Consider the following 22,817-nt stretch of genomic DNA (forward strand, 5'->3'; position numbering starts at 1 on the left):
ATTATGCGCGAATACAAGCTGCTATCCAAATGCTTTGCCGAGATGGTCAGCGGCAGGGGGAGAGAAAGAGTTTCTATAGAACTTAAGTCTATGGTTAGAGTGAAGAGGAAACTGGAATGCTCAAAATAAAAAAAACGGGCATTAAGCCCGTTTTCAATACTTCTCTTCCTGTGAGCGACTACTTTCTCCTTTTTAGTAATTCGCTAACCAGGAAGCGCTTACCACTGCAGTGCGCCGCCGGTTTGGTATTCGATAACGCGGGTTTCAAAGAAGTTTTTCTCTTTGCGCAGATCCATAATTTCAGACATCCACGGGAATGGGTTCTGAGCGCCAGGGAACTGCTCTTTCAGGCCTAGCTGGCTAAGGCGGCGGTTGGCGATAAACTGGAGGTACTCCTCCATCATATTCGCATTCATGCCGAGTACGCCGCGGGGCATAGTGTCGCGGGCATAGGCTACTTCAAGCTCCATACCCTCGAGAATCATCTGGGTCACTTCCTGCTGGAATTCCGCTGTCCACAGGTGTGGGTTTTCCAGCTTAATCTGGTTGATGACGTCGATGCCGAAGTTCAGGTGCATAGACTCGTCGCGCAGGATGTACTGGAACTGCTCGGCAACACCGGTCATTTTGTTGCGGCGACCCATGGACAGGATCTGGCTGAAGCCACAGTAGAAGAAGATACCTTCAGTGACAGCGTAGAAGGCGATCAGGTTGCGCAGCAGCTCCTGGTCGGATTCAACGGTGCCGGTTTTGAAGTTGGGATCACCGATGGCCTGGGTGTGGGACAGGCTCCAGGCCGCTTTTTTGGCAACCGCAGGCACTTCGCGGTACATATTGAAGACTTCGCCTTCGTCCATACCCAGGGACTCTACACAGTACTGGTAGGCGTGGGTGTGAATGGCTTCTTCAAAAGACTGACGCAGCAGGTACTGGCGGCACTCGGGGTTGGTGATATGGCGGTAGATCGCCAATACCAGGTTGTTAGCAACCAGGGAGTCTGCGGTGGAGAAATAGCCCAGGGAGTATTCCACGATGCGACGCTCGTCCTCGGTCAGACCGTTGGGGTCTTTCCACATGGACACGTCTTTGTTCATGTTGATTTCCTGGGGCATCCAGTGGTTTGCGCAGCCGTCCAGGTATTTTTGCCAGGCCCAGTCGTATTTAAAGGGAACCAACTGGTTGAGGTCAGCGCGGCAATTAATAATGCGTTTTTCATCTACCTGGATACGGGCCGCACCCATTTCCAGTTCTTCCAGGCCGGGAGCCGGGTCCATATCGGCAACTGCTGCACGGGCGGCTTCAACGGCAGTGGAACCGCTTTGGGCCGCAGGCGACGCCGGAGCGGCGGTGTAGGAAGTGGATTCCTGCACGGGTTTGGCCTGGGCCTCCGGCGCCGGTTGCGGTTCGGGTGCTTTTTCAGGTTGTTGGGGCTTGGTGTCGATGTCGTCCCAGCTCAGCATAGTTGGCCCTTCTGATCGGTCTCACTATCGAAAATTCGATAAAAAATTCTTAAATCTTCCTGGGGTATTACTCGCAGATTGAGCGTAACCAGGGATGGCATACCGATGTATTTTTTTATCGGTAATAATTCTTTACAGGCTTGTATTTTTAACGCGCCTGGGCACAGAAAATCCTGTGCCAGATCAATTTTTGCTGCGCTTTTTGTGCATTTATTTGCACTGAATTTTCGCTGGCAATTGCACTGGGTTTTCTCGGGAAAATAAGCCGCAGCCGATCCCCGGTCCCTATGGTATTACCCACTATTAAAATAATGGGTGGACCGGGGTCGCTGCGCATGGTCATGCCCGCACTTGCGGTTACGACGCTCTCCCCCGAGAGTCAGTGCAGCCCCTATAAAAAGGGGCTTAAATTTTACTGGCAGGCCTCGCAATCCGGGTCATCCAGTGAGCAGGCCTGAGGCACTGCGGCCGGTGCGGGTGCAGCTTGCTCGGCAGGTGCTGCCGCAGCCATTCCGTTGCTACCGCCGTGTGCACTTACCGCGTTCAGGGTGCCGCTATTTACCGTAGATTTCTCTGTGGTAGTGGCAGCCAGTGCGCGCAGGTAGTAAGTGGTTTTTAGGCCGCGGAACCAAGCCATGCGATAGGTCAGGTCCAGCTTCTTGCCGTCGGCGCCGGCGATGTACAGGTTCAGGGACTGGGCCTGGTCGATCCACTTCTGGCGACGGCTGGCAGCGTCCACGATCCAGCGCGGCTCCACTTCAAACGCGGTGCGGTATTTTGCTTTCAGGTCTTCCGGTACGCGATCGATTTTCTGTACAGAACCTTCATAGTATTTCAGGTCGTTAACCATGACCTGATCCCACAGGCCGCGATCTTTCAGATCGTGTACCAGGTAGGGGTTTACTACGGTGAATTCGCCGGACAGGTTCGATTTCACATACAGGTTTTGGTAGGTCGGTTCGATCGACTGGGAAACTCCGGTGATATTGGCAATGGTCGCAGTAGGAGCGATCGCCATCACGTTGGAGTTGCGCATACCATGGGCTTTTACTTTCTCGCGCAGGCCATCCCAGTCCAGAGTGGAGCTGGTGTCCTGTTCGATAAACTGCAGGCCGCGCTGCTCAGCCAGGATCTGGATGGAATCCAGCGGCAGAACACCTTTGCTCCACAGGGAGCCTTCGTAGGTCTGGTACTTGCCGCGCTCGGCAGCCAGGTCGCTGGAAGCGGAGATGGCTTCGAAGCTGATCGCTTCCATGGTGTTGTCGGCAAAGGCGACGGCTTCGTCGCTGGCGTAGGCGATGCCGGCTTTGTACAGCGCATCCTGGAAGCCCATCAGGCCCATGCCCACAGGGCGATGACGCATGTTGGACTGACGCGCACTTTCAACTGCGTAGTAGTTGATGTCGATAACGTTATCGAGCATACGCACCGCAGTTTTTACGGTATTGGCCAGCTTGGTGCGGTCGAGTTCACCGTTCTCACCAATGTGTTGAGCCAGGTTGACGGAGCCCAGGTTACACACGGCGATTTCGTCGTCGGCCTTGGTGTTGAGAGTGATCTCGGTGCACAGGTTGGAGCTGTGAACCACACCGGCGTGTTGCTGCGGGCTGCGCAGGTTGCAGCTGTCTTTAAAGGTGATCCAGGGGTGGCCGGTTTCGAACAGCATGCCCAGCATCTTGCGCCAAAGATCTAGTGCGCGGATCTTCTTGAACAGACGCAGCTTGCCTTCGGCAGCCAGTTGCTCGTAGTGGTTGTAGCGCTCTTCGAAGGCGGTGCCGAACAGGTCGTGCAGGTCCGGGCAATCGGCCGGGGAGAACAGGGTCCACTCTTTGTCTTCGAACACGCGCTTCATAAACAGGTCGGGGACCCAGTTAGCGGTGTTCATATCGTGGGTGCGGCGGCGGTCGTCACCAGTGTTTTTGCGCAGCTCGAGGAATTCCTCGATATCCAGGTGCCAGGTTTCCAGGTAGGCACAGACAGCGCCTTTGCGCTTACCGCCCTGGTTGACGGCTACTGCGGTGTCATTGGCCACTTTCAGGAAGGGCACAACACCTTGGGACTTGCCGTTGGTGCCTTTGATATAGGAACCCAGGGAGCGCACCGGCGTCCAGTCATTGCCGAGACCGCCTGCCCACTTGGACAGCATGGCGTTATCGCGGATCGCGCCGTAAATGCCGTGCAGGTCGTCCGGTACCGTGGTCAGGTAGCAGGAGGACAGCTGCGGGCGCAGGGTGCCGGCGTTGAACAGGGTCGGGGTGGAACTCATGTAGTCGAAAGAGCTCAACAGGTTGTAGAACTCTACCGCGCGATCGTTTTTGTTCTCTTCATTAATGCTGAGGCCCATGGCGACGCGCATAAAGAAGATCTGCGGCAGCTCGAAACGAATATCGTCGCTGTGCAGGAAGTAGCGGTCGTACAGAGTCTGCAGGCCCAGATAAGTGAACTGGTGATCGCGCTCGCCTTTTAGAGCTTCGCCGAGTTTTTCCAGGTCGAAGGTGGCCAGCGCAGGGTCCAGCAGGTCCAGCTCGATACCCTTTTTCACGTAAGTGGGCAGGGTAGAGGCGTACAGCTTTTCCATCTCGTGCTGGGTGGCGCGCTCGGCAACACCGAGGAAGCGCAGAGCTTCGGAGCGCAGCTTGTCCAGCAGCAGGCTGGCGGTAGCGAAGGTGTAATTGGGCTCCTGCTCAACCAAGGTGCGCGCAGTGATTACCAGCGCGGTGTTGATATCGTTTTCGGAAACACCGTCGTACAGGTTTTTCAGGGCTTCGTTAAGAATTGCCGCACTGTCGACATCTTTGAGGCCTTCACAGGCTTCTTTGACAACGGTGCGCAGGCGTTCCATATCCAGGGGTGCAAGGCTGTCATCGTCCTGCTTTACACGGATGCTGGGGTGGGCATCGACGGCTTGCTCGGCAATTTGAGCAGTTTTTTCTTTCTCTGCGCGCAGGCGGGCGTGTTCTTCGCGGTAGAGTACGTAGTCGCGGGCAACCTTTTGTTCACCGGCGCGCATCAGGGCCAGTTCTACCTGGTCCTGGATCTCTTCAATGTGGATAGTGCCGCCAGAGGGCATGCGGCGTTTGAAAGTGGCACTGATCTGGCTGACCAGTTCTTCAACTTGCTCGTGGACACGGCTGGAAGCAGCGGCGGTGCCGCCTTCAACAGCGAGGAAGGCTTTAGTGACGGCGACGGCAATTTTGCTGTCGTCGTAGGGTACAACGGTGCCATTGCGCTTGATTACGCGGATCTGGCCCGGTGCAGTAGCGGCCAGAGTCGTGCCGCCAGTCGCCTGGTCGCTGGAGGTGCCTGATTTTTCCGCAGGCACGGCTTGAGAGCGCCCTGTCTCTGTGTGCATGTAAATCTCCGAAAGGTTTGTTCTGTTGTCTGTCCGCGTGCGTTCAAAAGAACGGCGGCCACATGACTGTGTGGCATGGCGGAGCGTGTCCTTCGCTTTGCCAGTGTTTATCCACAGCTGTGGACACTGGAAACAGGCGGCTTGTCACCGGCTATCTGAAAAGGTTTGCCAGCTGCTGCCTGTGGCGGAAATTCCATTCCGCCCGCTTACCTCTGATTCTGCTTTGAAAAAAGCAGCGCCTGACGCCCACCGCCAAAAAGTGTGGTGGTGCGCCGGAATTTGCCCCACATAATGGGGGTGCTCTTGAGCCTCTACCCCAATATATAGGGGGTCGGCCTCGAGTGCGCTACAAGATAATGCGGTAGGCGGGTCAGTTCAAGGCGAATAACTATGTAGTTGTTTGTGGATAAATTGTGGGTAGAGGTGCTGAGTCAGTAGCCACTTTCGCGGCAGAGCCCGCCAGCCCTGGGCTGCAAAGGAGTGGGTGCCGGGAAAGAACGCTGGGTACAGTGTCTTACAATTTTTTTTAATAGCTAGAGCGCTGTAAATTAACAACGGCAATAACCATTTGCAAATGGCTGCTCTTTGAGCAAAGTGGTACTCAATTGCTCAATTTACTGACGCTTATTTAATTCTGACATCTTGGCTGGCTGTAAATTAGTCGTTGGCGCCGATTGCTAAATTTAGCGATCTCTTGGATTTTTTGTCGCCAATCGCATCTTTTATACATTGTAGGGGAAAGGCGCGGGAGAGTGGGTACAGGTAGCAGGGTACAACCGCAGGAGTGGCTGTACCCTTTCAGGGGTTAGCGACTGTGGTCTTGGAGGAATTCCATCAGGGCTTTTTGCGCGTGAAGGCGGTTTTCAGCCTCATCCCATACCACCGAGATGTTGCCATCCTCTAAAAGTTCGGCACTCACCTCCTCTCCACGGTGGGCGGGCAAGCAGTGCATAAAGATGGCATCGCTATTGGCGTGGCTCATCAGCTCATGGTCCACCAGGAAGTTCTCGAAGGCTTTCAGGCGGATCTGTTGTTCAGTTTCCTGTCCCATGGAAGCCCATACATCGGTGGCCACCCAATCGGCCCCTTTAACAGCCTCCACTGGATCGTGTACTACGGTGACCCAATCACTTGCCGAAGCGAGGATATTGGCGTTGGGCTCGTAGCCGGGAGGGCAAGCTATGCGCAGTTCAAAATTGCACAGGCGGGCAGCATTGATATAGGAGTGGCACATATTGTTGCCATCGCCGACCCAGGCGACCACCTTGCCCTCAGGGCTGCCGCGGTGCTCCACAAAGGTTTGGATATCTGCGAGTAGCTGGCAGGGGTGGTAGCTATCGGAGAGGGCATTAATCACCGGTACCTTTGAATATTCTGAGAAGCGCTCCAGTACCTGGTGGCCAAAGGTGCGAATCATCACCATATCCACCATGCTGGAAATTACTCGGGCGCTGTCTTCAACGGGCTCCCCGCGGCCTAACTGAGTATCGCGGGGAGATAGGAAGAGGGCGCTGCCTCCCATCTGTGCCATACCGGCCTCAAATGAAACGCGGGTACGAGTAGAGGATTTTTCAAAAATCATCCCCAGCACTTTGCTGCGAAAAAGGTCAGTATTTATTCCTTGAGTGCGCAGTGTTTTGAGTTCGATCGCGCGCTCAATAATTTGCTTGAGCTCTTCCGAAGACAAGTCTGTCAGGGTGAGAAAATGTCTGATCGCCATAAGCTGTTCTCCTTTTTTGCATCAGACCGCTTGCAGTGCAAACTGGTGAATCAGTGAGCTGACATCGTTTGCCAATTGATGGCACTCGTCGTCGCTGAGTGTGAGTGGGGGGAGCAGGCGCACTACATTGCCGGCGGTAACATTTATCAGCAATCCGCGCTCGCGGGCTATGTCCACCAGTTTGGCACAGGGCTGCTGCAATTCTATTCCGATCATCAGCCCCAAGCCCCGCACCTCTTTGACCTGGTCGCAATCGGATAACTGCTGTTTGAGTTGGTGCTGCAGGCGTTGCCCCAATGCCTCGGCGCGCTCTAACAGCCATTCACTTTCCAGCGTATCGATCACTGCCAGTGCGGCACTGCAGGCTAGAGGGTTGCCTCCAAAAGTGGAGCCGTGGGTGCCCGCAGAAAATAATTGTGCGGCAACTCCCCTGGCCAGGCAGGCTCCGATGGGGACACCGTTACCCAGTCCTTTGGCAGTGGTCACCACGTCGGGCAATATGTCCGCATGCTGGTAGGCAAACATTTTGCCGCTGCGGCCGTTTCCGGTTTGCACTTCATCCAGCATCAGGAGCCAGTTATGTTGATCGCAGATTTCGCGCAATTGCCCCAGGTAGTTGGAAGTGGGCACGCGTACACCGCCCTCTCCCTGAACCGGCTCAACCAGCACTGCGACAATATCGTTGCGCTCACCTGCGAGCTTTTCGATGGCTGCGGTATCGTTAAACGGCACACGTAAAAAACCCTCGGGCAGAGGGCCGAAGCCCTCTTGGATTTTTTCATTGCCGGTTGCTGTCAGGGTAGCCAGGGTGCGGCCGTGGAAAGCGCTTTCCATTACCAGGATTTGAGGGGTTTCAATGTTGCGGCTATTGCCTAGCCGCCGCGCTAATTTAATCGCTGCTTCATTGGCCTCAGCTCCAGAGTTGGAGAAAAACACATTGTCCATACCGGATAGCTGTACCAGCTTGTCTGCCAGTTTCTCCTGCGCAGGGATATTGTAGAGATTGGATACGTGTAACAAGGTCCGAATCTGCTCGTGCAGGGCCAGGGTTACTTTGGGGTGGCAGTGGCCAAGGCCGCAGACGGCGATTCCAGAGATTGCATCCAGGTATCGTCGGCCCTGATCATCCCATACATAATTGCCTTCACCCCGCACCAGTGTGAGGGTTCGATCGCCATAGTTTTGCATGAGTGTCGGGGTGGCCACCGGGGCATCTCCTTAAATATTGACTATTTGGACTATCTATTTTCCGCAGAAAATTCTGTTTAAGCTTTCTAAGCTGCACTTTATATTGATTGGGGCAATGGTAACACAGCCTTTATAAGCTGTGTGCTATCTGGCTGGCTGAATTTTCAACATGGTATCCGGTGTTGCAGATCTGCGGTTTTTGCTTTCATCGAGGGGATGGTGTACTTATTGCCGGCCCCACTGGGGTACAATGGATGCCGGCGCGCTATACCAGATGATGGTATGGTGCCTGTACACTTACTTTTTGCTTCGACCACCTGAGGTTTTTCACGCTTATGGATACACTGGAGAACATCAAGCAGCAGATCGCTGATAACACCATTCTGCTTTATATGAAAGGTAGCCCTAATGCCCCCCAGTGCGGCTTTTCCATGCGGGCCTCCCAGGCGATGATGGCTTGCGGTAAGCGCTTTGCCTACGTTGATATTCTGGCTAACCCGGACATCCGCGCTGAGCTGCCTAAGTATGCGAACTGGCCGACCTTCCCCCAGCTGTGGGTTAAGGGCGAGCTGATCGGTGGCTGTGACATCATTATGGAAATGCATGAGAACGGTGAGCTGAAAACCTTGATTGATGAGGCATCAGCGGAGAGCGAAGGCGAGGATTAATTTCCGCTTTTGCTCCAATATGTCTGCTGCTATAGATGGTAGGCATACTGTAGAAACAAAAAAACCGCAGCGGAAGCTGCGGTTTTTTTATGCCTGTGAGAGGACTTAAACTACTTGCCAGAGTGGCCGGCTGCAGTTTCCATTTGAGTTTGCAGGTAGTTTTGAATGCCAACTTTGTCGATCAGCTCCAGCTGGGTTTCCAGCCAATCTACATGCTCTTCCTCAGACTCGAGGATTTTCTCCAGCAATTCACGACTGCCGTAATCCCGAACGGACTCGCAATAGGCGATGGCTTCACGCAAGTCGGGAATGGCCTTGGATTCAATTTTCAGGTCGCACTTGAGCATCTCTTCGGTATTTTCGCCGATCAGAAGTTTGCCCAGGTGCTGCAGGTTGGGAATACCTTCGAGGAAAAGAATGCGCTCGATCAGCCAATCGGCGTGCTTCATTTCATCAATGGATTCGTGATATTCCTGTTTGCCCAGCTCTTTTAAACCCCAATTGTCGTACATGCGGGCGTGTAGGAAATACTGGTTAATAGCTACCAGTTCATTACCCAGTACTTTATTTAAATGCTCAATTACCTTGGGGTCGCCTTTCATAGCCTGTGCTCCTGAAGCCCTGCCAACTCAATAAGGTTTGCAGAGAGTTCCTATTTGTTAGTCGCTAGAGATTAGTTGATATTTTTAGTTACTAAAGTTTATTAGTCACTAAAGTCTGCGGCTGCCTGATTTACCTAATTTTATTTTAGGGTTTAAGCTGCAATCGGGGCTGAGTTTGCGTTGCGATTTGCGGCAAGTCAAGAAATAATTTTTCTTGCGGAATGCGGGAAAAACAAGGGTTTTAACGCAAATTTAGCCGAAAATGGCAACGAAAATAATTATCATTTAGGTTGTGTGAGCAATACAACAATAAGTCATTTATTTCGAATATTAACCCTTGTTATTGGTGGGTTGTGCATTTCAGTTGAGGTTAATGTTTTCATGTTTGGTATTAATAATGCTTCTTATTTATATATACGGGTGAAACGCTTGCAGTTATAAGTTGAGCCAAAACCTTTTCTAGTATTCGAATGGCGCTTGAATAATTAATTTTTTTCTAAATTAAATGATCCCAACTTTTGATAGTTTGCCATCTGAGCGACTTATTGAATGGTTACCTGGAATATAAAAGCGATTGAGTTGATATTTTGTTGATGGACTCATGCCCTGAATTGATGTTGACCACTGTCGAATGTCACGTGGATTACGAAGGGGTTAACAAAGCGGTGTCTGAATAAATCCGTAATATTTTCGGGCTCCTGAAGTCAGCAGGTTTTAGGTACGTCGCTGCGAGTGCCTTGTCTAACAGGGCCGACCCTACAGGCTTTCATGGCAGATTCACGCTCTGCGCTGTAAAAACCAAAAACATCACGGAGTTGTTTTGAGGCTTTCTAAAACAGATTTTCTCAATATCCAACTTTTCCGACCCAAGGGGTATTGCAGTGAGATTGGAGAGGTAAGTAAATCGGAGGGCTAGAGTTTGGCCGTTATGTAAAGCCGGGAGACGCGTTTACAGGTTGAGATTTATAGCTGCCCAAGGTTGGCGGATATGTGTTCAGGTTGAGAACGGAGATAAAGACAGTGGAGGCACGCTAGTTCGACTTGGATGGGAGTCTTATACAGGTTTTTAAGGTTTTACGAAGAGCTGGAGGACTGGGTAGATAAAAGTGGTAAAGAGGCCACCAGAGGAGGGTGGCCATATTGGACGGTCAGCTGGCGGAGTAGAAGAGGCCGTTGTTGGCAGAGGATACCATCCCACCGCTCATGGTCTCATCAATGATCTCCTTGGTCTGCTCGGCACAGCGTCCACATTGAGAAGAAACGCCCAGCTGGCGTCTTAACGCCTTCACCGAAGTGGAGCCATCATAGATCGCCTCTTTAATCTGGCGGTCAGTTATGCCCTTACAAATACATACATACATGGCGGTGGCTCTGTTCAACTCTTACTCAATAGTAGTCAGGTAGGAATCCTATTGCAATTGAGAATGAGTGTCAATAAGATTCCGGAATGGTCGCATTTCGCCCTCTTTGTTTGCTATTTGTACATTTTTTCGGGTAGGTCATCCTATTTTGGGTGTTAGTTCACGCATAGCCGTTCTGCTATCAGCCTGATTTAAAAAATTTATGGGCCTGAAATAAGTGGGTGTGTATCATAGCGGCCCACTATTAATTCCCATTCGATTTATAGCTGTTGCTCATAAATTGAACACTCTACGTATCATCAACAACCCATCATTGGATTGAGGAGGTTTTCATGGCAGTTCTGGTAGGCAAGCCGGCTCCGGATTTCACCGCTGCAGCGGTATTGGGTAACGGCGAGATCGTCGATACTTTTAACCTGAAAGAAGCAATCAAAGGTAAGAAGGCTGTAGTTTTCTTCTACCCGCTGGACTTCACCTTCGTATGTCCTTCTGAGCTGATCGCTTTCGACCACCGTTTCGCTGAGTTTGAAAAGCGCGGTGTTGAGGTAATCGGTGTATCCATCGATTCCCAGTTCTCTCACAACGCATGGCGTAATACCTCCGTCAACGACGGTGGTATCGGCCCGGTTAAGTACACTCTGGTTGCAGACGTTAAGCACGAAATCTGCCAGGCGTACGACGTAGAAGCTGACGCTGGTGTTGCTTTCCGCGGTTCCTTCCTGATCGACGAAGAAGGCACTGTGCGTCACCAAGTAGTTAACGATCTGCCGCTGGGCCGTAACGTTGACGAAATGCTGCGCATGGTTGACGCTCTGGCGTTCCACCAGGAGCACGGTGAAGTTTGCCCCGCCGGCTGGCAGGAAGGCGACAAAGGTATGAACGCTTCTCCGGAAGGCGTAGCGGCTTACCTGAGCGAGAACGCTGAGAAGCTGTAAGACGCTTTTTGCGCTGGGGTCTCCGGGCCCCAAAAGAAGAACCGCCGCAAGGCGGTTTTTTTGTTTGTACAAGCCTTGTTGCGCTGATCTGCGCTGATTGGCATGGCCGTCCCCGCGCTCGAGAAAAGTGCAGACTAGAATTCAGCGGTCAGTCCTGCGTGGCGCCTAAATAGAGTTTTTGCCCGCTGGCTGCTAGTCTTATCTGCAACTACCGGATTGCTTTGGCGGCTCGATTTGCTTATGAGACCTGCAATTCTTTCAAATATCGTCTACGTCATGCGCGCCTCTATGGCACGTTTTTTCCTCTTCCTGGTGATTCTGGGGAGTCTGTCCCTGCCTGCGCAAGCGGCTGATATAGACGACAGGGCCAAACAGTTTGGCCGATACTTCAAACAGATGATGGCGGGTAAGTCTATACCCGGCGGCGCCTATGTCATCGTGGATGGCAACCGGGTGGTCGCGATGGACACCTATGGCGTCAGGGTCAGGGGGAAATCCGGCAAGGTGGATCAGGACACGGTGTTCCGTCTGGCCTCGGTATCCAAGACCTTCGCCGCCAGTATGGCCACTATGTTGGAGCATGAAGATCGCTTCAAATGGGATGATAAGGTGGTCAACTATGTGCCAGACCTGAGCTTTAAGACGCCCTCGCTGTCTCGCCAGCTTCAGGTGGAGCACTTGCTCAGCCATTCCTCGGGTCTGACCCCCAACGCCTACGACAACTACCTTGAGGACAACAAGCCTCTCAGCAAGATATTGCCCAAGTTTGCCAATATCGATCCGCGCTGCACGCCTGGAAAATGCTACGGCTACCAGAATGTGTTGTTCAGTCTTATTGAAGATGTGATTTTTGAGGCGACCGGGGTCCCCTTTGCCAGCCAGCTGAAAAAGCGAATTTTTGTCCCGCTGAAAATGCAGAACGCATCGGTCGGTTGGGAGAGCTTTATGGCCTCCGACAACCGTGCGGCACCCCATATCCAGACAGGCAGTGGCTGGCGCCCGGTAAAGGTGGAGAAGGAATACTACTTTGCTGCACCGGCGGCGGGAGTGAATGCCAGTATCTCCGATATGGCCCAGTGGCTGAAAGCCCAGATGGGCTACTACCCGAAGGTACTGTCACCGGAAGTGATCGCCGATATGACTACTGAGCGAGTCGCTACCCAGCGCCATATGCGCCACCGTATCTGGAGAGACTACTTGTCTCATGCAGGCTACGGCTTGGGCTGGCGCCTCTACACCATCGGTGATGACCGCATTATTTATCACGGCGGTTGGGTTGCGGGCTTCCGTGCGGCGGTGGCCTATTCGGAAAAGTTGAAAGTGGGTATTGCCATCCTGATGAATGCGGAGTCCCGAGTGATCTCAGATCTCACTGCCAATTTCGTGATCGATATTACTGGCAAAGGCAATCTCGCTACCGCTCAAACCAGTGGAGATCGCTGATCTCTACTGGCAAGTGTGAAGTCCCCCCTTGAAACCTGCTAGCTGATCCCAATATTTGCTTCCTGTTCCGATTGACGTTTACGGGGAGACCGAATAGATGACCGTTGAGGCCCAAAAAGAGAGCCATGGATTCCAGACGGAAGCCAAGCAGCTACTGCACCTGATGATCCACTCGCTTTACTCCAATAAGGAGATTTTCCTGCGCGAGCTGGTATCCAACGCTTCTGATGCCGCCGACAAGCTGCGTTTTGAATCGCTGTCCAAGCCCGAATTACTGGGCGAAGATGCAGACCTGCGTATTCGCATTGAGTTTGACAAGGAAGAGGGAACACTCACCATTACCGATAACGGTATTGGTATGAGCCGCGATGAAGTTATCGAAAACCTCGGTACTATCGCCCGTTCCGGTACCTCTGCGTTTATGCAGCAGCTGACCGGAGACCAGAAAAAAGATGCGCACCTGATCGGCCAGTTCGGTGTGGGCTTCTACTCCGCCTTTATCGTCGCCGATAAAGTGGACGTATTCACCCGTCGCGCCGGCTTGAATTCCGATCAGGGTGTGCACTGGGAGTGTCACGGTGAAGCGGAATACTCCGTAGAGACTGTTGAATGGCCCCAGCGTGGCACCCGGGTGGTTCTGCACCTGAAAGAAGAAGCGAAAGAGTTTGCCGATAGCTGGCGCCTGCGCTCCATCATTAAAAAGTACTCCGATCACATCGCCATTCCGGTGGAAATGCTGAAAGAGGAAATGCCGGCGGCGGAAGAGGGCGAAGAGCCGAAAGAAGAAAAGGCGCCTGAGTTTGAAGCAGTAAACGCTGCCCAGGCCCTGTGGACTCGTCCCCGCTCCGATGTGAAATCTGAGGAGTACAAGGAGTTCTACAAGCATATCTCCCACGATTTCGACGATCCCTTAACCTGGAGTCACAACCGCGTAGAGGGCAAACAGGATTACACCAGCCTGCTATACATCCCTGCGCGCGCACCGTTTGATCTGTACCAGCGCGATGCCGCTCGCGGCCTCAAGCTGTATGTGCAGCGCACTTTTATCATGGACGATGCGGAGCAGTTCCTGCCGTTGTACCTGCGTTTCGTGAAAGGTGTTCTGGACTCCAACGATCTGCCGCTGAACGTATCCCGTGAAATCCTGCAAAAAGATCGCAATACCGATGCGATCAAGAGTGCGCTGACCAAGCGTGTTCTGGATATGCTGGATAAACTGGCGAAAAAAGATGGCGATGAGTACCAGAAGTTCTGGGATCTGTTCGGTAATGTATTAAAAGAAGGTCCGGCTGAAGATTTCTCCAACAAAGAGAAAATTGCCAAGCTGCTGCGCTTCGCCAGCACCCATACCGATACCGAGAAGCAGGATCAATCCCTGGAAGACTATGTGGGTCGCATGAAGGATGGCCAAAAGGCGATCTACTACGTGTGTGCCGACAACTTCGCTACGGCCAAGTCCAGCCCCTACCTGGAAGTATTCCGCAAGAAGGGTATCGAAGTGCTGCTGCTCACCGATCAGGTGGACGAGTGGTTCGTGGGCCATATGAACGAGTTCGACGGCAAGCAGTTCCAGGACGTGGCCAAAGGTGCGCTGGACCTGGGTGAAGCCGAGAGCGATGAGGACAAGGCTGAGCGCGAAAAAGTTGAGCAGGAGTCCGGTGCCCTGGTTGAGCGGGTACAGGAAGTTCTGGAGGGTCGCGTTGAATCCGTACGCGCAACCACTCGCCTGGTGGACTCCCCAGCGTGTCTGGTGGTGAGCGAACAGGATATGGGCCCGCAAATGCGCCGCATTCTGGAGCAGGCCGGCCAGGCCCTGCCAGATGCCAAGCCGATCTTTGAAATCAATCCGTCCCACCCACTGGTACAGCGTCTGGACCAGGAGGCGGATGAAGATCGCTTTGCGGATCTCACCAATATCCTGATGGACCAGGCTAACCTTGCTGCCGGTAACCAGTTGGCAGATCCGGCGGATTATGTGCGCCGCCTGAACACGCTGCTGCTGGAAATGCACGGCTAAGTCAGCGCTATTGATTGGTGCTAAGCGATGGCCAGCGGAGTTGTTTTAGACTTTGCTGGTCCCAGAAGCGGCCCCTGCCGGATCGAACGGTGTTTTATCGGTTGGTCAAGGCAGAGGGCCGTTTTTGCTATTTACTGTGCCGTTTCGCACAATTGGCAGAAGTTTAAAACAAATTGACCCCATTGGGCTCAGCGGGTCATGCCTCTATAATCCGCAAGTCTTATAAGAAGCTTTATCGGTGTGACAATGCAAAAAGAAACTTCCAACCCCCTCGCTATTGCCGTATTGGGCGGCGGCAGTTTCGGAACCGCGATTGCTAACATTGTGGCGGGCAACGGCCACGACACCCGCCAGTGGATGCGCAACGCGGAGACGGCGGCTGAGTGTCGCGACACTCGAGAAAACCATAAATACCTGCCCGGCGTGCCCCTGCACCCGGAATTACAACTTACCAGCGACCTGGAGCAAGCGGTCGATGGTTGCAGTATCGTTTTTGTTGCGATACCCAGTAAGTCCTTTCGCGAGGTGGTAAAAAAAGTAGCCCCGTTGTTGGCGCCGGGCACCATGCTGATCTCCACCACTAAGGGAATCGAGCATGACAACTTCCACTTAATGAGCGATATCCTGCGCGAGGAAACCACCAACATGCGTGTCGGGGTCTTGAGCGGACCAAATTTTGCAAAAGAAATTGTTGCGGGGCACTACACTGCAACGGTGGTGGCCAGTGAAGACGAGGCACTTTGCAAAGCGATTCAATCGGCACTGCACTCGGAGACTTTCCGGGTTTATTCCAGTAGCGATGTGTTTGGAGTAGAGCTTGCCGGTGCGCTAAAAAATATCTACGCGATCATCACTGGTATGGCTGCGGCACTGGAGCGCGGGCAAAATACCATCAGTTTATTGATCACCCGCTCCCTGGCAGAAATGATGCGTTTTGCCGAAGCGATGGGTGCCGATCCCATGACGTTTATCGGCCTCGCCGGTGTCGGCGACTTGATTCTGACCTGTTCCTCAGATCTCAGCCGAAATTATCGGGTGGGGTATATGGTCGGTAAAGGCAAGCCGCTCGATCAGGCTGTCGCAGAAATCGGTCAGGTGGCCGAAGGTGTGAATACGGTTCGTCTGATTAAACAGAAAGCTGACGAAATGGGTGTCTACATGCCCTTGGTTTCCGCGATTCACGCCATATTATTTGAACAGCGGCCGATTCCTGAGGTGATTCGCAATTTGATGTCGGGCGCGCAAACTTTTGATGTGGCCTACTCGGCCAAGCCTTAAATGGAAGCCTCATATGAAAAATGACGATCTAAAGCGCAATCTTACTTCCGGCAACCAGTGGGTGCGCCTTATCTATATGGTGCTGTTTGCAGTGTGCCTTCAGGTTGCCGCGTGGTTACTGATGGCGGTAGTGATACTGCAATTCCTGTTTTCGATTATCAGCGGGAAATCCAACGATAATCTGCGTCGCTTTGGCGATCAGCTCGCCTCCTATGTTTACCAGGCGATCCAGTTCCTGATCTACAACTCCGACGAAAAACCTTTCCCGTTTGCCGAGTGGCCTGAATCTGAAGTAGAGGATTTGTCCGGTTACGAGGGCGCCGAAGATGTTTCTGCAGAAGTGGTTTCTACGGAAGTAAAGCGTGAAAAGGACAAGGCTGAAGACGAAGCCGAGGATGCCATTATCCTGGGTAGCTCCGAGCCCGAGAGCAGTGAAAAGCCAGAGCTGGTTGAGGAAAGTGCCGACGACGCCGACAAACCTGTCGAACAAGAACTGATTGCTTTTCCTATCGCTAATTTATCCGGTGCCTTATCCGTGGGCACCGGATAAATATCTGCTGCCCTCCCTACGAATATTCCCGCAGATATCAACAAAGTAACAACCTACCCTTGAGGAAGCCCCATGCAGCTGTTTATTTTGCGTCACGGTAAAGCCGAGCCCATGCTCGCCAATGATGCAGAGAGAGCCCTGACAGAGCGCGGGCGCAGGCAGGTTGCACAGGTTTGTAAAAAGCGCGCCGAGGAACTGGCGGCGGTAAAGGCTATTTGGGCCAGTCCATTTGTACGCACCCAGGAAACCGCTGAAATTGCTGCCGCTCAACTGGGATTGCCTGTTATTACCGAACCGCTGCTGATCGGCAATACCTACCCACAGCAACTGCTCGACCATTTGCAAACCCAGGATACCTTCCCGCTTCTCCTGGTTAGTCACCAGCCTCTGGTGGGCAGCCTGCTCAATGGCCTCTGTGGCAGCGGTAACGAACACCCGATGGGCACTTCCAGCCTCGCCTGTGTCAGTGCGGATGTATGGGCTAATGGCTGCGCTGACCTGGAGTGGTTGCAGCACGCAGAGTAATTTTTCCGGTCGTGTCTGCCAGTAAATCCCTATTGCGCTGATCACAACTGTCATTGCGGATGTTGTTGGTGGGCCGCACCATTTCACCACCTGTTTTAGTCACTATCCGGTGGATATCACTTTGGCGATAAATCAAATCACTCCCCGTGAAATCACCCTTGAGTTTGATCACAAGTCGATTGCTGCACGCCAGTGGGGCGATCCGGAGGGAGAGCCGGTAATTGCTCTTCACGGCTGGTTGGATAACTGTGCCACCTTCAGTCGGCTGGCTCCCCTGCTGAGCGGAATTAATCTGGTAGCGATAGATATGCCGGGCCACGGACGCAGCTATCACCGCTCACTCGATGCCAACTACAACATCTGGGAAGAGGCGGAAGATATTTTGGGGGCGGTGCACGCGCTCGGCTGGCGCAAGTTCTCCATTGTGGCGCACTCCCGAGGTGCTATCGCCGGGGTGATAACCGCTGGTGCTTTTCCCGATCGGGTAAAGCGCCTAGCACTGATCGATGGCCTTGTGCCCCCCTCCACCGAAGATGAAAAAGCTCCGGAGAACCTGGCCAAGGCCATTGCCCAGAGAGCCCGTTATGGCACGCGCAAGCTGCGGGTTTACGGTACCTTCGAAGAGGCTGTCGAAGCGCGCAAGAATGGCATGTTTCCGCTAACTGAGTGGGCTGCGAAGGTATTGACCGAGCGGGGCACCCGGGAAGTGGAGGGTGGCTATATGTGGAGTAATGATCCCCGGCTGATGGCGGCTTCCACGGCCAAGCTCAATGAGCCACAGATTAAAGCTTACTTATCCCGATTGAAGATGCCGGTGCAGCTGGTTCTCGCTGAAGACGGTATTGCAGATATGCTCAAGCGCCTGCGCCCTGTACTGCAAGAGTTTCCGGGTATTGAGGCGCGCGAGATTCCCGGAAGCCACCACTTACACCTGGAGGAGAGTGGTGCCCAGGCGATTGCAGAGTGGTTTGGGCCTTTCTTGCGCGGTGAAACCGCTTAGAAGGGAACCCGCTTGGAATAGCAGCTGGCATCCATCTCCCGCACCTCTACCGAGACTGCGGGAACTCCCTCGGCAAATTGGCACAGGCTGTTAAAAACCGCCGAGCTCAATGCTTCCCTTTCCCGCGTAGAGCGCCCTTCAAGCAAGCGGATCTCTGCGTGGATAAAGCTGTTGCCATTGTCCCCAGCGATAAACTGATCGTAGGACTTGGCGCGAGTCTTGATATTGTGAGAGGCGAATAAACCGGAACGGTGCATCGCCTCCTGAGCCGAGCTGACCAGTGCAGCGATAGAAATCTTCTCTTCCAGATTTTTCGCATACTCTATGATCAGGTGAGGCATAGCGGTCACTCCTCGGTCAAAGCGGCCCTGGCGGCCGCTGGGTACCTGTGGCGTTTACTGGCGCAGCAGGGAGAGGAACTCGTTGCGGGTGGCCTGGTTGCTGCGGAAAGTACCGAGCATAGCCGAAGTCTTCATCACAGAGTTCTGTTTTTCCACACCGCGCATCATCATGCACATATGCTTGGCTTCGATGATCACGCCGACACCGGCAGCACCGGTAACGTTTTGCAGGGTCTCGGCGATCTCTACGGTCAGCTGCTCCTGGATCTGCAGGCGGCGCGCAAACATATCCACAATGCGTGCTACCTTGGACAGGCCAACGACCTTGCCATTGGGAATATAGGCTACGTGGGCGCGGCCGATAAACGGCAGCAGGTGGTGCTCACACAGGGAGTAGAGTTCGATATCCTTAACCAGCACCATTTCGCTGCAGTCGGACGGGAAGAGCGCGTCGTTGACTACATCTTCCACGGTCTGTTTATAGCCGCGTGTCAGGTATTCCATGGCTTTGGCGGCGCGCTCCGGGGTGTCTTTGAGCCCAGGGCGTTGCGGATCTTCGCCGATTGCTTCAATAATTCGCGCGTAATGTTCGTTCATGCTGCTCTTTCCAACATCTCAGCCCGAAGGGCGGGTGCGCTACCCTAAGCGTTTGTAACCCGAGAGTAAAGATCCACGCGGCCCCAGGAGCCTGTTAGCTGATTTGACGACCACTGGCGAAGGCTGTTTTGTTAGCAGGGCAGAGGAAGTTGGGCGGAAAAATGGCTTAGGGCCATTAGGTAGCAGCTGTAAAATGGCCACTTAACCTTACTCGTCGCTTATTTGGTGTGAGCAAACTACACTCCCCGGGCATTGATTGGCCCCTCTGAAGCAACAACAGAGGGCACCCGCAGGTGACAGTGGGCCCCGACAAGATACAAAGCACTTAAGGATAGATTGATGATAGAAAGGCGTGAAACAAGCCTCCACGAACTGACCACGGTTTTGGACTATATCCGCTGGGGGACCAGCCGATTCAATGAGGCCGACCTCTACTACGGCCATGGCACCAACAACGCCTGGGACGAGGCCGTTTTACTGGTAACCCACGCCCTGCATCTCCCCCCTTACAGTAAGCCGGAGATACTCCAGGCCCGTTTGACCATGGAGGAGCGCCGCGACGTACTCACTATCCTGGAGCGGCGCTTTAGCGAGCGGGTACCGGCGGCCTACCTGACCAAGGAAGCGCATTTCTGCGATATGACATTTTATGTGGACGAGCGGGTACTGGTACCCCGTTCACCGATTGGCGAGATGATTCGCCACAACTTCCAGCCCTGGCTCAATGTTGAGCCCCTGGCGATTCTGGACCTCTGTTGTGGTAGCGGCTGTATCGGTATCGCCTGCGCCGAGGCCTTCCCGGAAGCGCGTGTCGATGTGAGCGATATTTCCGAGGACGCGATCGAAGTGGCACAGATCAATATCAATCGTCACGAGTTGAACGAACGCGTGCGCGCAGTGCAGTCGGACCTATTTTCCGGCCTGCACGGTATGAGTTATGAGTTGATCGTGTGCAACCCGCCCTATGTGGATGCCCGCGATCTGGCCGAAATGCCTGAGGAATACCACGCGGAGCCGGATATAGCCCTGGGCTCTGGCGATGACGGTCTCGATTTTACCCGCCGCCTGCTGCGCGAGGCTGCCAACCACTTACAGCCCGACGGCCTGTTGATCTGCGAAGTGGGTAATAGCTGGGAAGCCCTGGAAAAAGCCTTCCCGGAGGTGCCGTTTATGTGGCCCGAGTTTGAGGATGGTGGCCACGGTGTCTTTGCAATCAGCCGGGAAGAACTGCTCGCCTATCAACCCTACTTCGAAAAGGAATAATTCCTTTTGCCTCCCCGGCAATCTCGGTTGCTGGGTTATGGGTACAAGCCCGGTTCTGCGGACACTTGTGCTTTTTGCCCCAGTCTGCGCACTGGGGCGGGCAGATCATTTATAATGCGCGCCCCTATTGTGGGCCATCCTGTTTTACCACCTACTAGCTGGAAAAGTCGTCTATGTCGGGCAATACCTTTGGCAAGCTGTTTTGTGTCACCACCTTTGGCGAAAGCCACGGCCCCGCGCTCGGCTGTATCGTCGATGGATGCCCTCCGGGTCTGGAGATTAGTGAAGAAGAAATTCAGCGAGAGCTGGACCGCCGCAAGCCGGGCACTTCCCGCTATACCACCCAGCGCCGCGAACCCGACCAGGTAAAAATCCTTTCCGGTGTTTTCGAAGGAAAAACCACCGGCACGCCTATTGGTCTGTTGATTGAAAATACCGACCAGCGCTCCAAGGACTATAGCAATATTGCCGAGCAGGTAAGGCCTGCCCACGCCGATTTCACCTATTGGCAAAAATACGGCATTCGCGACTACCGTGGGGGTGGCCGATCCTCCGCCCGTGAAACTGCCATGCGGGTTGCCGCTGGGGCCATCGCCAAAAAATGGCTAAAACAAAAATACGGCATTGAAGTGCGCGGTTATCTCTCACAATTGGGCCCGATCAAAGTACAAAAGCTGGATTGGGACCAAGTAGAGCAAAACCCCTTCTTTTGCCCGGATGCCGATCGGGTCCCCGAGATGGAGACCTATATGCAGGAGCTGATCAAAGAGGGGAACTCTATCGGTGCGCGTATCTCAGTACACGCTAGCGGCGTTCCTGCTGGATTGGGTGAACCTATTTTTGATCGCCTGGATGCAGATCTGGCCCACGGCTTAATGAGTATTAATGCGGTAAAAGGCGTGGAAATTGGAGCTGGTTTTGACAGCGTGGAGCAAAAGGGTACTGAGCACCGAGATGAGATCACTCCAGAAGAGGGGTTCCTGTCGAATAATGCCGGTGGTGTGTTGGGTGGTATTTCCAGTGGCCAGGATGTCATTGCCCATATCGCCCTGAAGCCGACTTCCAGTTTGCGCATTCCCGGCCGCAGCGTTGACCGCTCCGGCAATCCCATTGAAGTCGTTACCAAAGGCCGCCACGACCCCTGTGTTGGTATTCGAGCAACGCCTATCGCCGAAGCCATGATGGCCCTGGTTCTGATCGATCACGCACTGCGCCACCGCGCGCAAAACGGAGATGTAACACCGGGATAATTCGATCGGCTTTTTTCTATTGGATACCGGCGAAAGCTCGGTATCCAATCTCTTCGCTACTAAGATGCAGCCAATAAGCCAAGCCCCTGCATTTCCCCTACCTTATTCCCAACAAAATAGTTAGCTCCAGCCTCCTCAATTTTATTAATGTTGCGGAGTCGATCTGAAGGGCTTAAAACGCCTTTATTTCCCCGATTTACGACATGGGTATAAATTTCAGTAGTACTTACATCGGAATGCCCTAGCAACTCCTGAATCGTACGCAAGTCATAACCCGCTTCGAGCAAGTGAGTCGCAAAGCTATGGCGAAATGCATGGCAACGAGCCGGTTTGTTGACTCCCGCTAGCTTGACAGCTATACGAACCTGGCGCGCTAAAGTTGACGCGTGCATATGGTGCCTTCTGTTTTCACCGGAGCGAGGACATTGGCCGATGGTGCTGGAAGGGAAAAGGTATTGCCAAGCGAGTTGTCGGCTTGCACTTGGATACTTTCTTTCCAAAGCGTTAGGTAAATAAACCGAACCAAAACCAGCCAAAAGATCTTGTTGGTGTAATAGGGAAACAGTCTCTACCTGCCTATGTAACTGCACAATTAACCCATTAGGTAATATCGTAGTGCGATCCTTATCCCCCTTACCACCTCGGACAAAAATATTATTGCTGTCGAAGTCTATATCCTTTATGCGTAAAGAAAGCAGTTCGGCACTGCGAAGACCACTACCGTACATTAGTTCAACCTGTAATCTGTAGGTGCCTTCAAGACAATCCAAAATTGCTGATATTTCTCTTCGGCTATAAACCACAGGCAAGTACTTCTGTTGTTTTGCCAGTTTAAAGTCCAGAGCCTGAATATCCCTACCTAAGAATCTCTTGTACAGATATATCAAAGCGTTCAGAGCTATTCGCTGTGTATTTGCGGAGCAAAGCCCCTGAACTGCAAGGTGAGAGAGAAACGTCTCAATCTCAACAGCTCCCATATCGTCAGGGTGCTTCTTTTTATTGAAATGAATGAAACGTTTAACCCAATGCGTGTAAGTTTGCTCTGTTCGGTACGATAGTCCCTGCTTTCGAATGTGAAATCGCAGATTGTCCATAAATCGTTCAGGCTTACCTGGGATTTTGTGGCGAATGTCGTCCATGATATTGCCCTTAGACTGTTTTTATATACAGTATTTGCTCTTTTGTCCTGCTGTCAATATCAGAATTCAAGAGAAGCTTCTCCTATTTCTGGAGGTGACGATCTATCTCTTTGATTTTTATAGGGTTG

19 protein-coding genes are annotated in these 22,817 nt (G+C 53.0%); 10 read left to right on the forward strand and 9 right to left on the reverse strand.

Going from position 1 to position 22,817, the window contains the following annotated elements:
- Positions 1-218 precede the first annotated feature (218 nt).
- The 4 genes from ACJJIN_RS00355 to ACJJIN_RS00370 all read right to left on the reverse strand — a co-directional run bounded on the left by ACJJIN_RS00355 (position 219) and on the right by ACJJIN_RS00370 (position 7,738).
- Positions 219-1,460 carry a ribonucleotide-diphosphate reductase subunit beta gene (locus tag ACJJIN_RS00355; RefSeq protein WP_444896444.1) on the reverse strand — a complete coding sequence of 414 codons (1,242 nt, stop codon included), beginning with the start codon at positions 1,458-1,460 and terminating at the stop codon, positions 219-221.
- Between the two features lie 412 nt (positions 1,461-1,872).
- On the reverse strand, positions 1,873-4,812 hold the full coding sequence (locus ACJJIN_RS00360) for a ribonucleoside-diphosphate reductase subunit alpha (RefSeq protein WP_444896445.1): 2,940 nt from the start codon (positions 4,810-4,812) through the stop codon (positions 1,873-1,875).
- A gap of 805 nt (positions 4,813-5,617) precedes the next feature.
- The gene (argF, locus tag ACJJIN_RS00365) at positions 5,618-6,532 is read right to left on the reverse strand and encodes an ornithine carbamoyltransferase (protein ID WP_444896446.1); all 915 of its coding nucleotides are present in this window, start codon (positions 6,530-6,532) and stop codon (positions 5,618-5,620) included.
- 21 nt (positions 6,533-6,553) lie between these two features.
- Positions 6,554-7,738 carry an acetylornithine transaminase gene (locus ACJJIN_RS00370; protein ID WP_444896447.1) on the reverse strand — a complete coding sequence of 395 codons (1,185 nt, stop codon included), beginning with the start codon at positions 7,736-7,738 and terminating at the stop codon, positions 6,554-6,556.
- A 317-nt stretch (positions 7,739-8,055) separates the two neighbouring features.
- Between ACJJIN_RS00370 and grxD the strand changes: the two genes are divergently transcribed.
- Complete coding sequence (gene grxD, locus ACJJIN_RS00375; protein WP_282933784.1) at positions 8,056-8,388, forward strand: Grx4 family monothiol glutaredoxin; 333 nt, start codon at positions 8,056-8,058, stop codon at positions 8,386-8,388.
- A gap of 110 nt (positions 8,389-8,498) precedes the next feature.
- Here grxD and bfr read toward each other — a convergent pair whose 3' ends face one another.
- Both bfr and ACJJIN_RS00385 read right to left on the reverse strand, forming a co-directional pair.
- Positions 8,499-8,990, reverse strand: coding sequence for a bacterioferritin (bfr, locus tag ACJJIN_RS00380; RefSeq protein ID WP_020412720.1), 492 nt, complete (start codon positions 8,988-8,990; stop codon positions 8,499-8,501).
- A 1,148-nt stretch (positions 8,991-10,138) separates the two neighbouring features.
- Positions 10,139-10,369, reverse strand: coding sequence for a bacterioferritin-associated ferredoxin (locus ACJJIN_RS00385; RefSeq protein ID WP_413662956.1), 231 nt, complete (start codon positions 10,367-10,369; stop codon positions 10,139-10,141).
- Between the two features lie 314 nt (positions 10,370-10,683).
- On the opposite strand from ACJJIN_RS00385, the gene ACJJIN_RS00390 reads away from it, so the two are divergent.
- The 7 genes from ACJJIN_RS00390 to ACJJIN_RS00420 all read left to right on the forward strand — a co-directional run bounded on the left by ACJJIN_RS00390 (position 10,684) and on the right by ACJJIN_RS00420 (position 18,099).
- Positions 10,684-11,286, forward strand: coding sequence for a peroxiredoxin (locus ACJJIN_RS00390; RefSeq protein WP_444896448.1), 603 nt, complete (start codon positions 10,684-10,686; stop codon positions 11,284-11,286).
- A gap of 240 nt (positions 11,287-11,526) precedes the next feature.
- On the forward strand, positions 11,527-12,729 hold the full coding sequence (locus ACJJIN_RS00395; RefSeq protein ID WP_444896449.1) for a serine hydrolase domain-containing protein: 1,203 nt from the start codon (positions 11,527-11,529) through the stop codon (positions 12,727-12,729).
- 97 nt (positions 12,730-12,826) lie between these two features.
- Positions 12,827-14,746 (forward strand): molecular chaperone HtpG, encoded by a 1,920-nt coding sequence (htpG, locus tag ACJJIN_RS00400; RefSeq protein ID WP_444896450.1) that lies wholly within the window; start codon positions 12,827-12,829, stop codon positions 14,744-14,746.
- A gap of 246 nt (positions 14,747-14,992) precedes the next feature.
- The gene (locus tag ACJJIN_RS00405) at positions 14,993-16,024 is read left to right on the forward strand and encodes an NAD(P)H-dependent glycerol-3-phosphate dehydrogenase (RefSeq protein WP_444896451.1); all 1,032 of its coding nucleotides are present in this window, start codon (positions 14,993-14,995) and stop codon (positions 16,022-16,024) included.
- A 13-nt stretch (positions 16,025-16,037) separates the two neighbouring features.
- On the forward strand, positions 16,038-16,574 hold the full coding sequence (locus tag ACJJIN_RS00410) for a DUF4389 domain-containing protein (protein ID WP_444896452.1): 537 nt from the start codon (positions 16,038-16,040) through the stop codon (positions 16,572-16,574).
- Between the two features lie 72 nt (positions 16,575-16,646).
- Positions 16,647-17,099, forward strand: a complete 453-nt coding sequence (sixA, locus tag ACJJIN_RS00415) for a phosphohistidine phosphatase SixA (RefSeq protein WP_444896453.1) — start codon at positions 16,647-16,649, stop codon at positions 17,097-17,099.
- A gap of 121 nt (positions 17,100-17,220) precedes the next feature.
- The gene (locus ACJJIN_RS00420; RefSeq protein ID WP_444896454.1) at positions 17,221-18,099 is read left to right on the forward strand and encodes an alpha/beta fold hydrolase; all 879 of its coding nucleotides are present in this window, start codon (positions 17,221-17,223) and stop codon (positions 18,097-18,099) included.
- On the opposite strand, the gene ACJJIN_RS00425 is transcribed toward ACJJIN_RS00420, so the two are convergent.
- Together ACJJIN_RS00425 and folE are read right to left on the reverse strand one after the other, a co-directional pair.
- Positions 18,096-18,440, reverse strand: a complete 345-nt coding sequence (locus tag ACJJIN_RS00425) for a 5-carboxymethyl-2-hydroxymuconate Delta-isomerase (protein ID WP_444896455.1) — start codon at positions 18,438-18,440, stop codon at positions 18,096-18,098. The two genes, ACJJIN_RS00420 and ACJJIN_RS00425, sit on opposite strands and share 4 nt — an antisense overlap.
- Positions 18,441-18,494: 54 nt before the next feature.
- Entirely contained in the window at positions 18,495-19,037 is a 543-nt protein-coding gene (gene folE / locus ACJJIN_RS00430; protein WP_282933775.1) for a GTP cyclohydrolase I FolE, read from the reverse strand.
- Positions 19,038-19,376: 339 nt separating this feature from the next.
- Here folE and prmB point away from each other — a divergent pair, with 339 nt between their 5' ends.
- Both prmB and aroC read left to right on the forward strand, forming a co-directional pair.
- Complete coding sequence (gene prmB, locus ACJJIN_RS00435) at positions 19,377-20,300, forward strand: 50S ribosomal protein L3 N(5)-glutamine methyltransferase (protein WP_444896456.1); 924 nt, start codon at positions 19,377-19,379, stop codon at positions 20,298-20,300.
- Positions 20,301-20,473: 173 nt separating this feature from the next.
- A complete protein-coding gene (gene aroC, locus ACJJIN_RS00440; RefSeq protein WP_413662948.1) occupies positions 20,474-21,550 on the forward strand; it encodes a chorismate synthase in 1,077 nt (358 codons plus the stop codon).
- Positions 21,551-21,609: 59 nt separating this feature from the next.
- Here the strand turns inward: aroC and ACJJIN_RS00445 are convergent, their stop codons facing one another.
- The gene (locus tag ACJJIN_RS00445; RefSeq protein ID WP_444896457.1) at positions 21,610-22,689 is read right to left on the reverse strand and encodes an integron integrase; all 1,080 of its coding nucleotides are present in this window, start codon (positions 22,687-22,689) and stop codon (positions 21,610-21,612) included.
- Positions 22,690-22,817 lie beyond the last annotated feature (128 nt).

The organism is Microbulbifer maximicatervae (SeqCode), assembly GCF_052467505.1.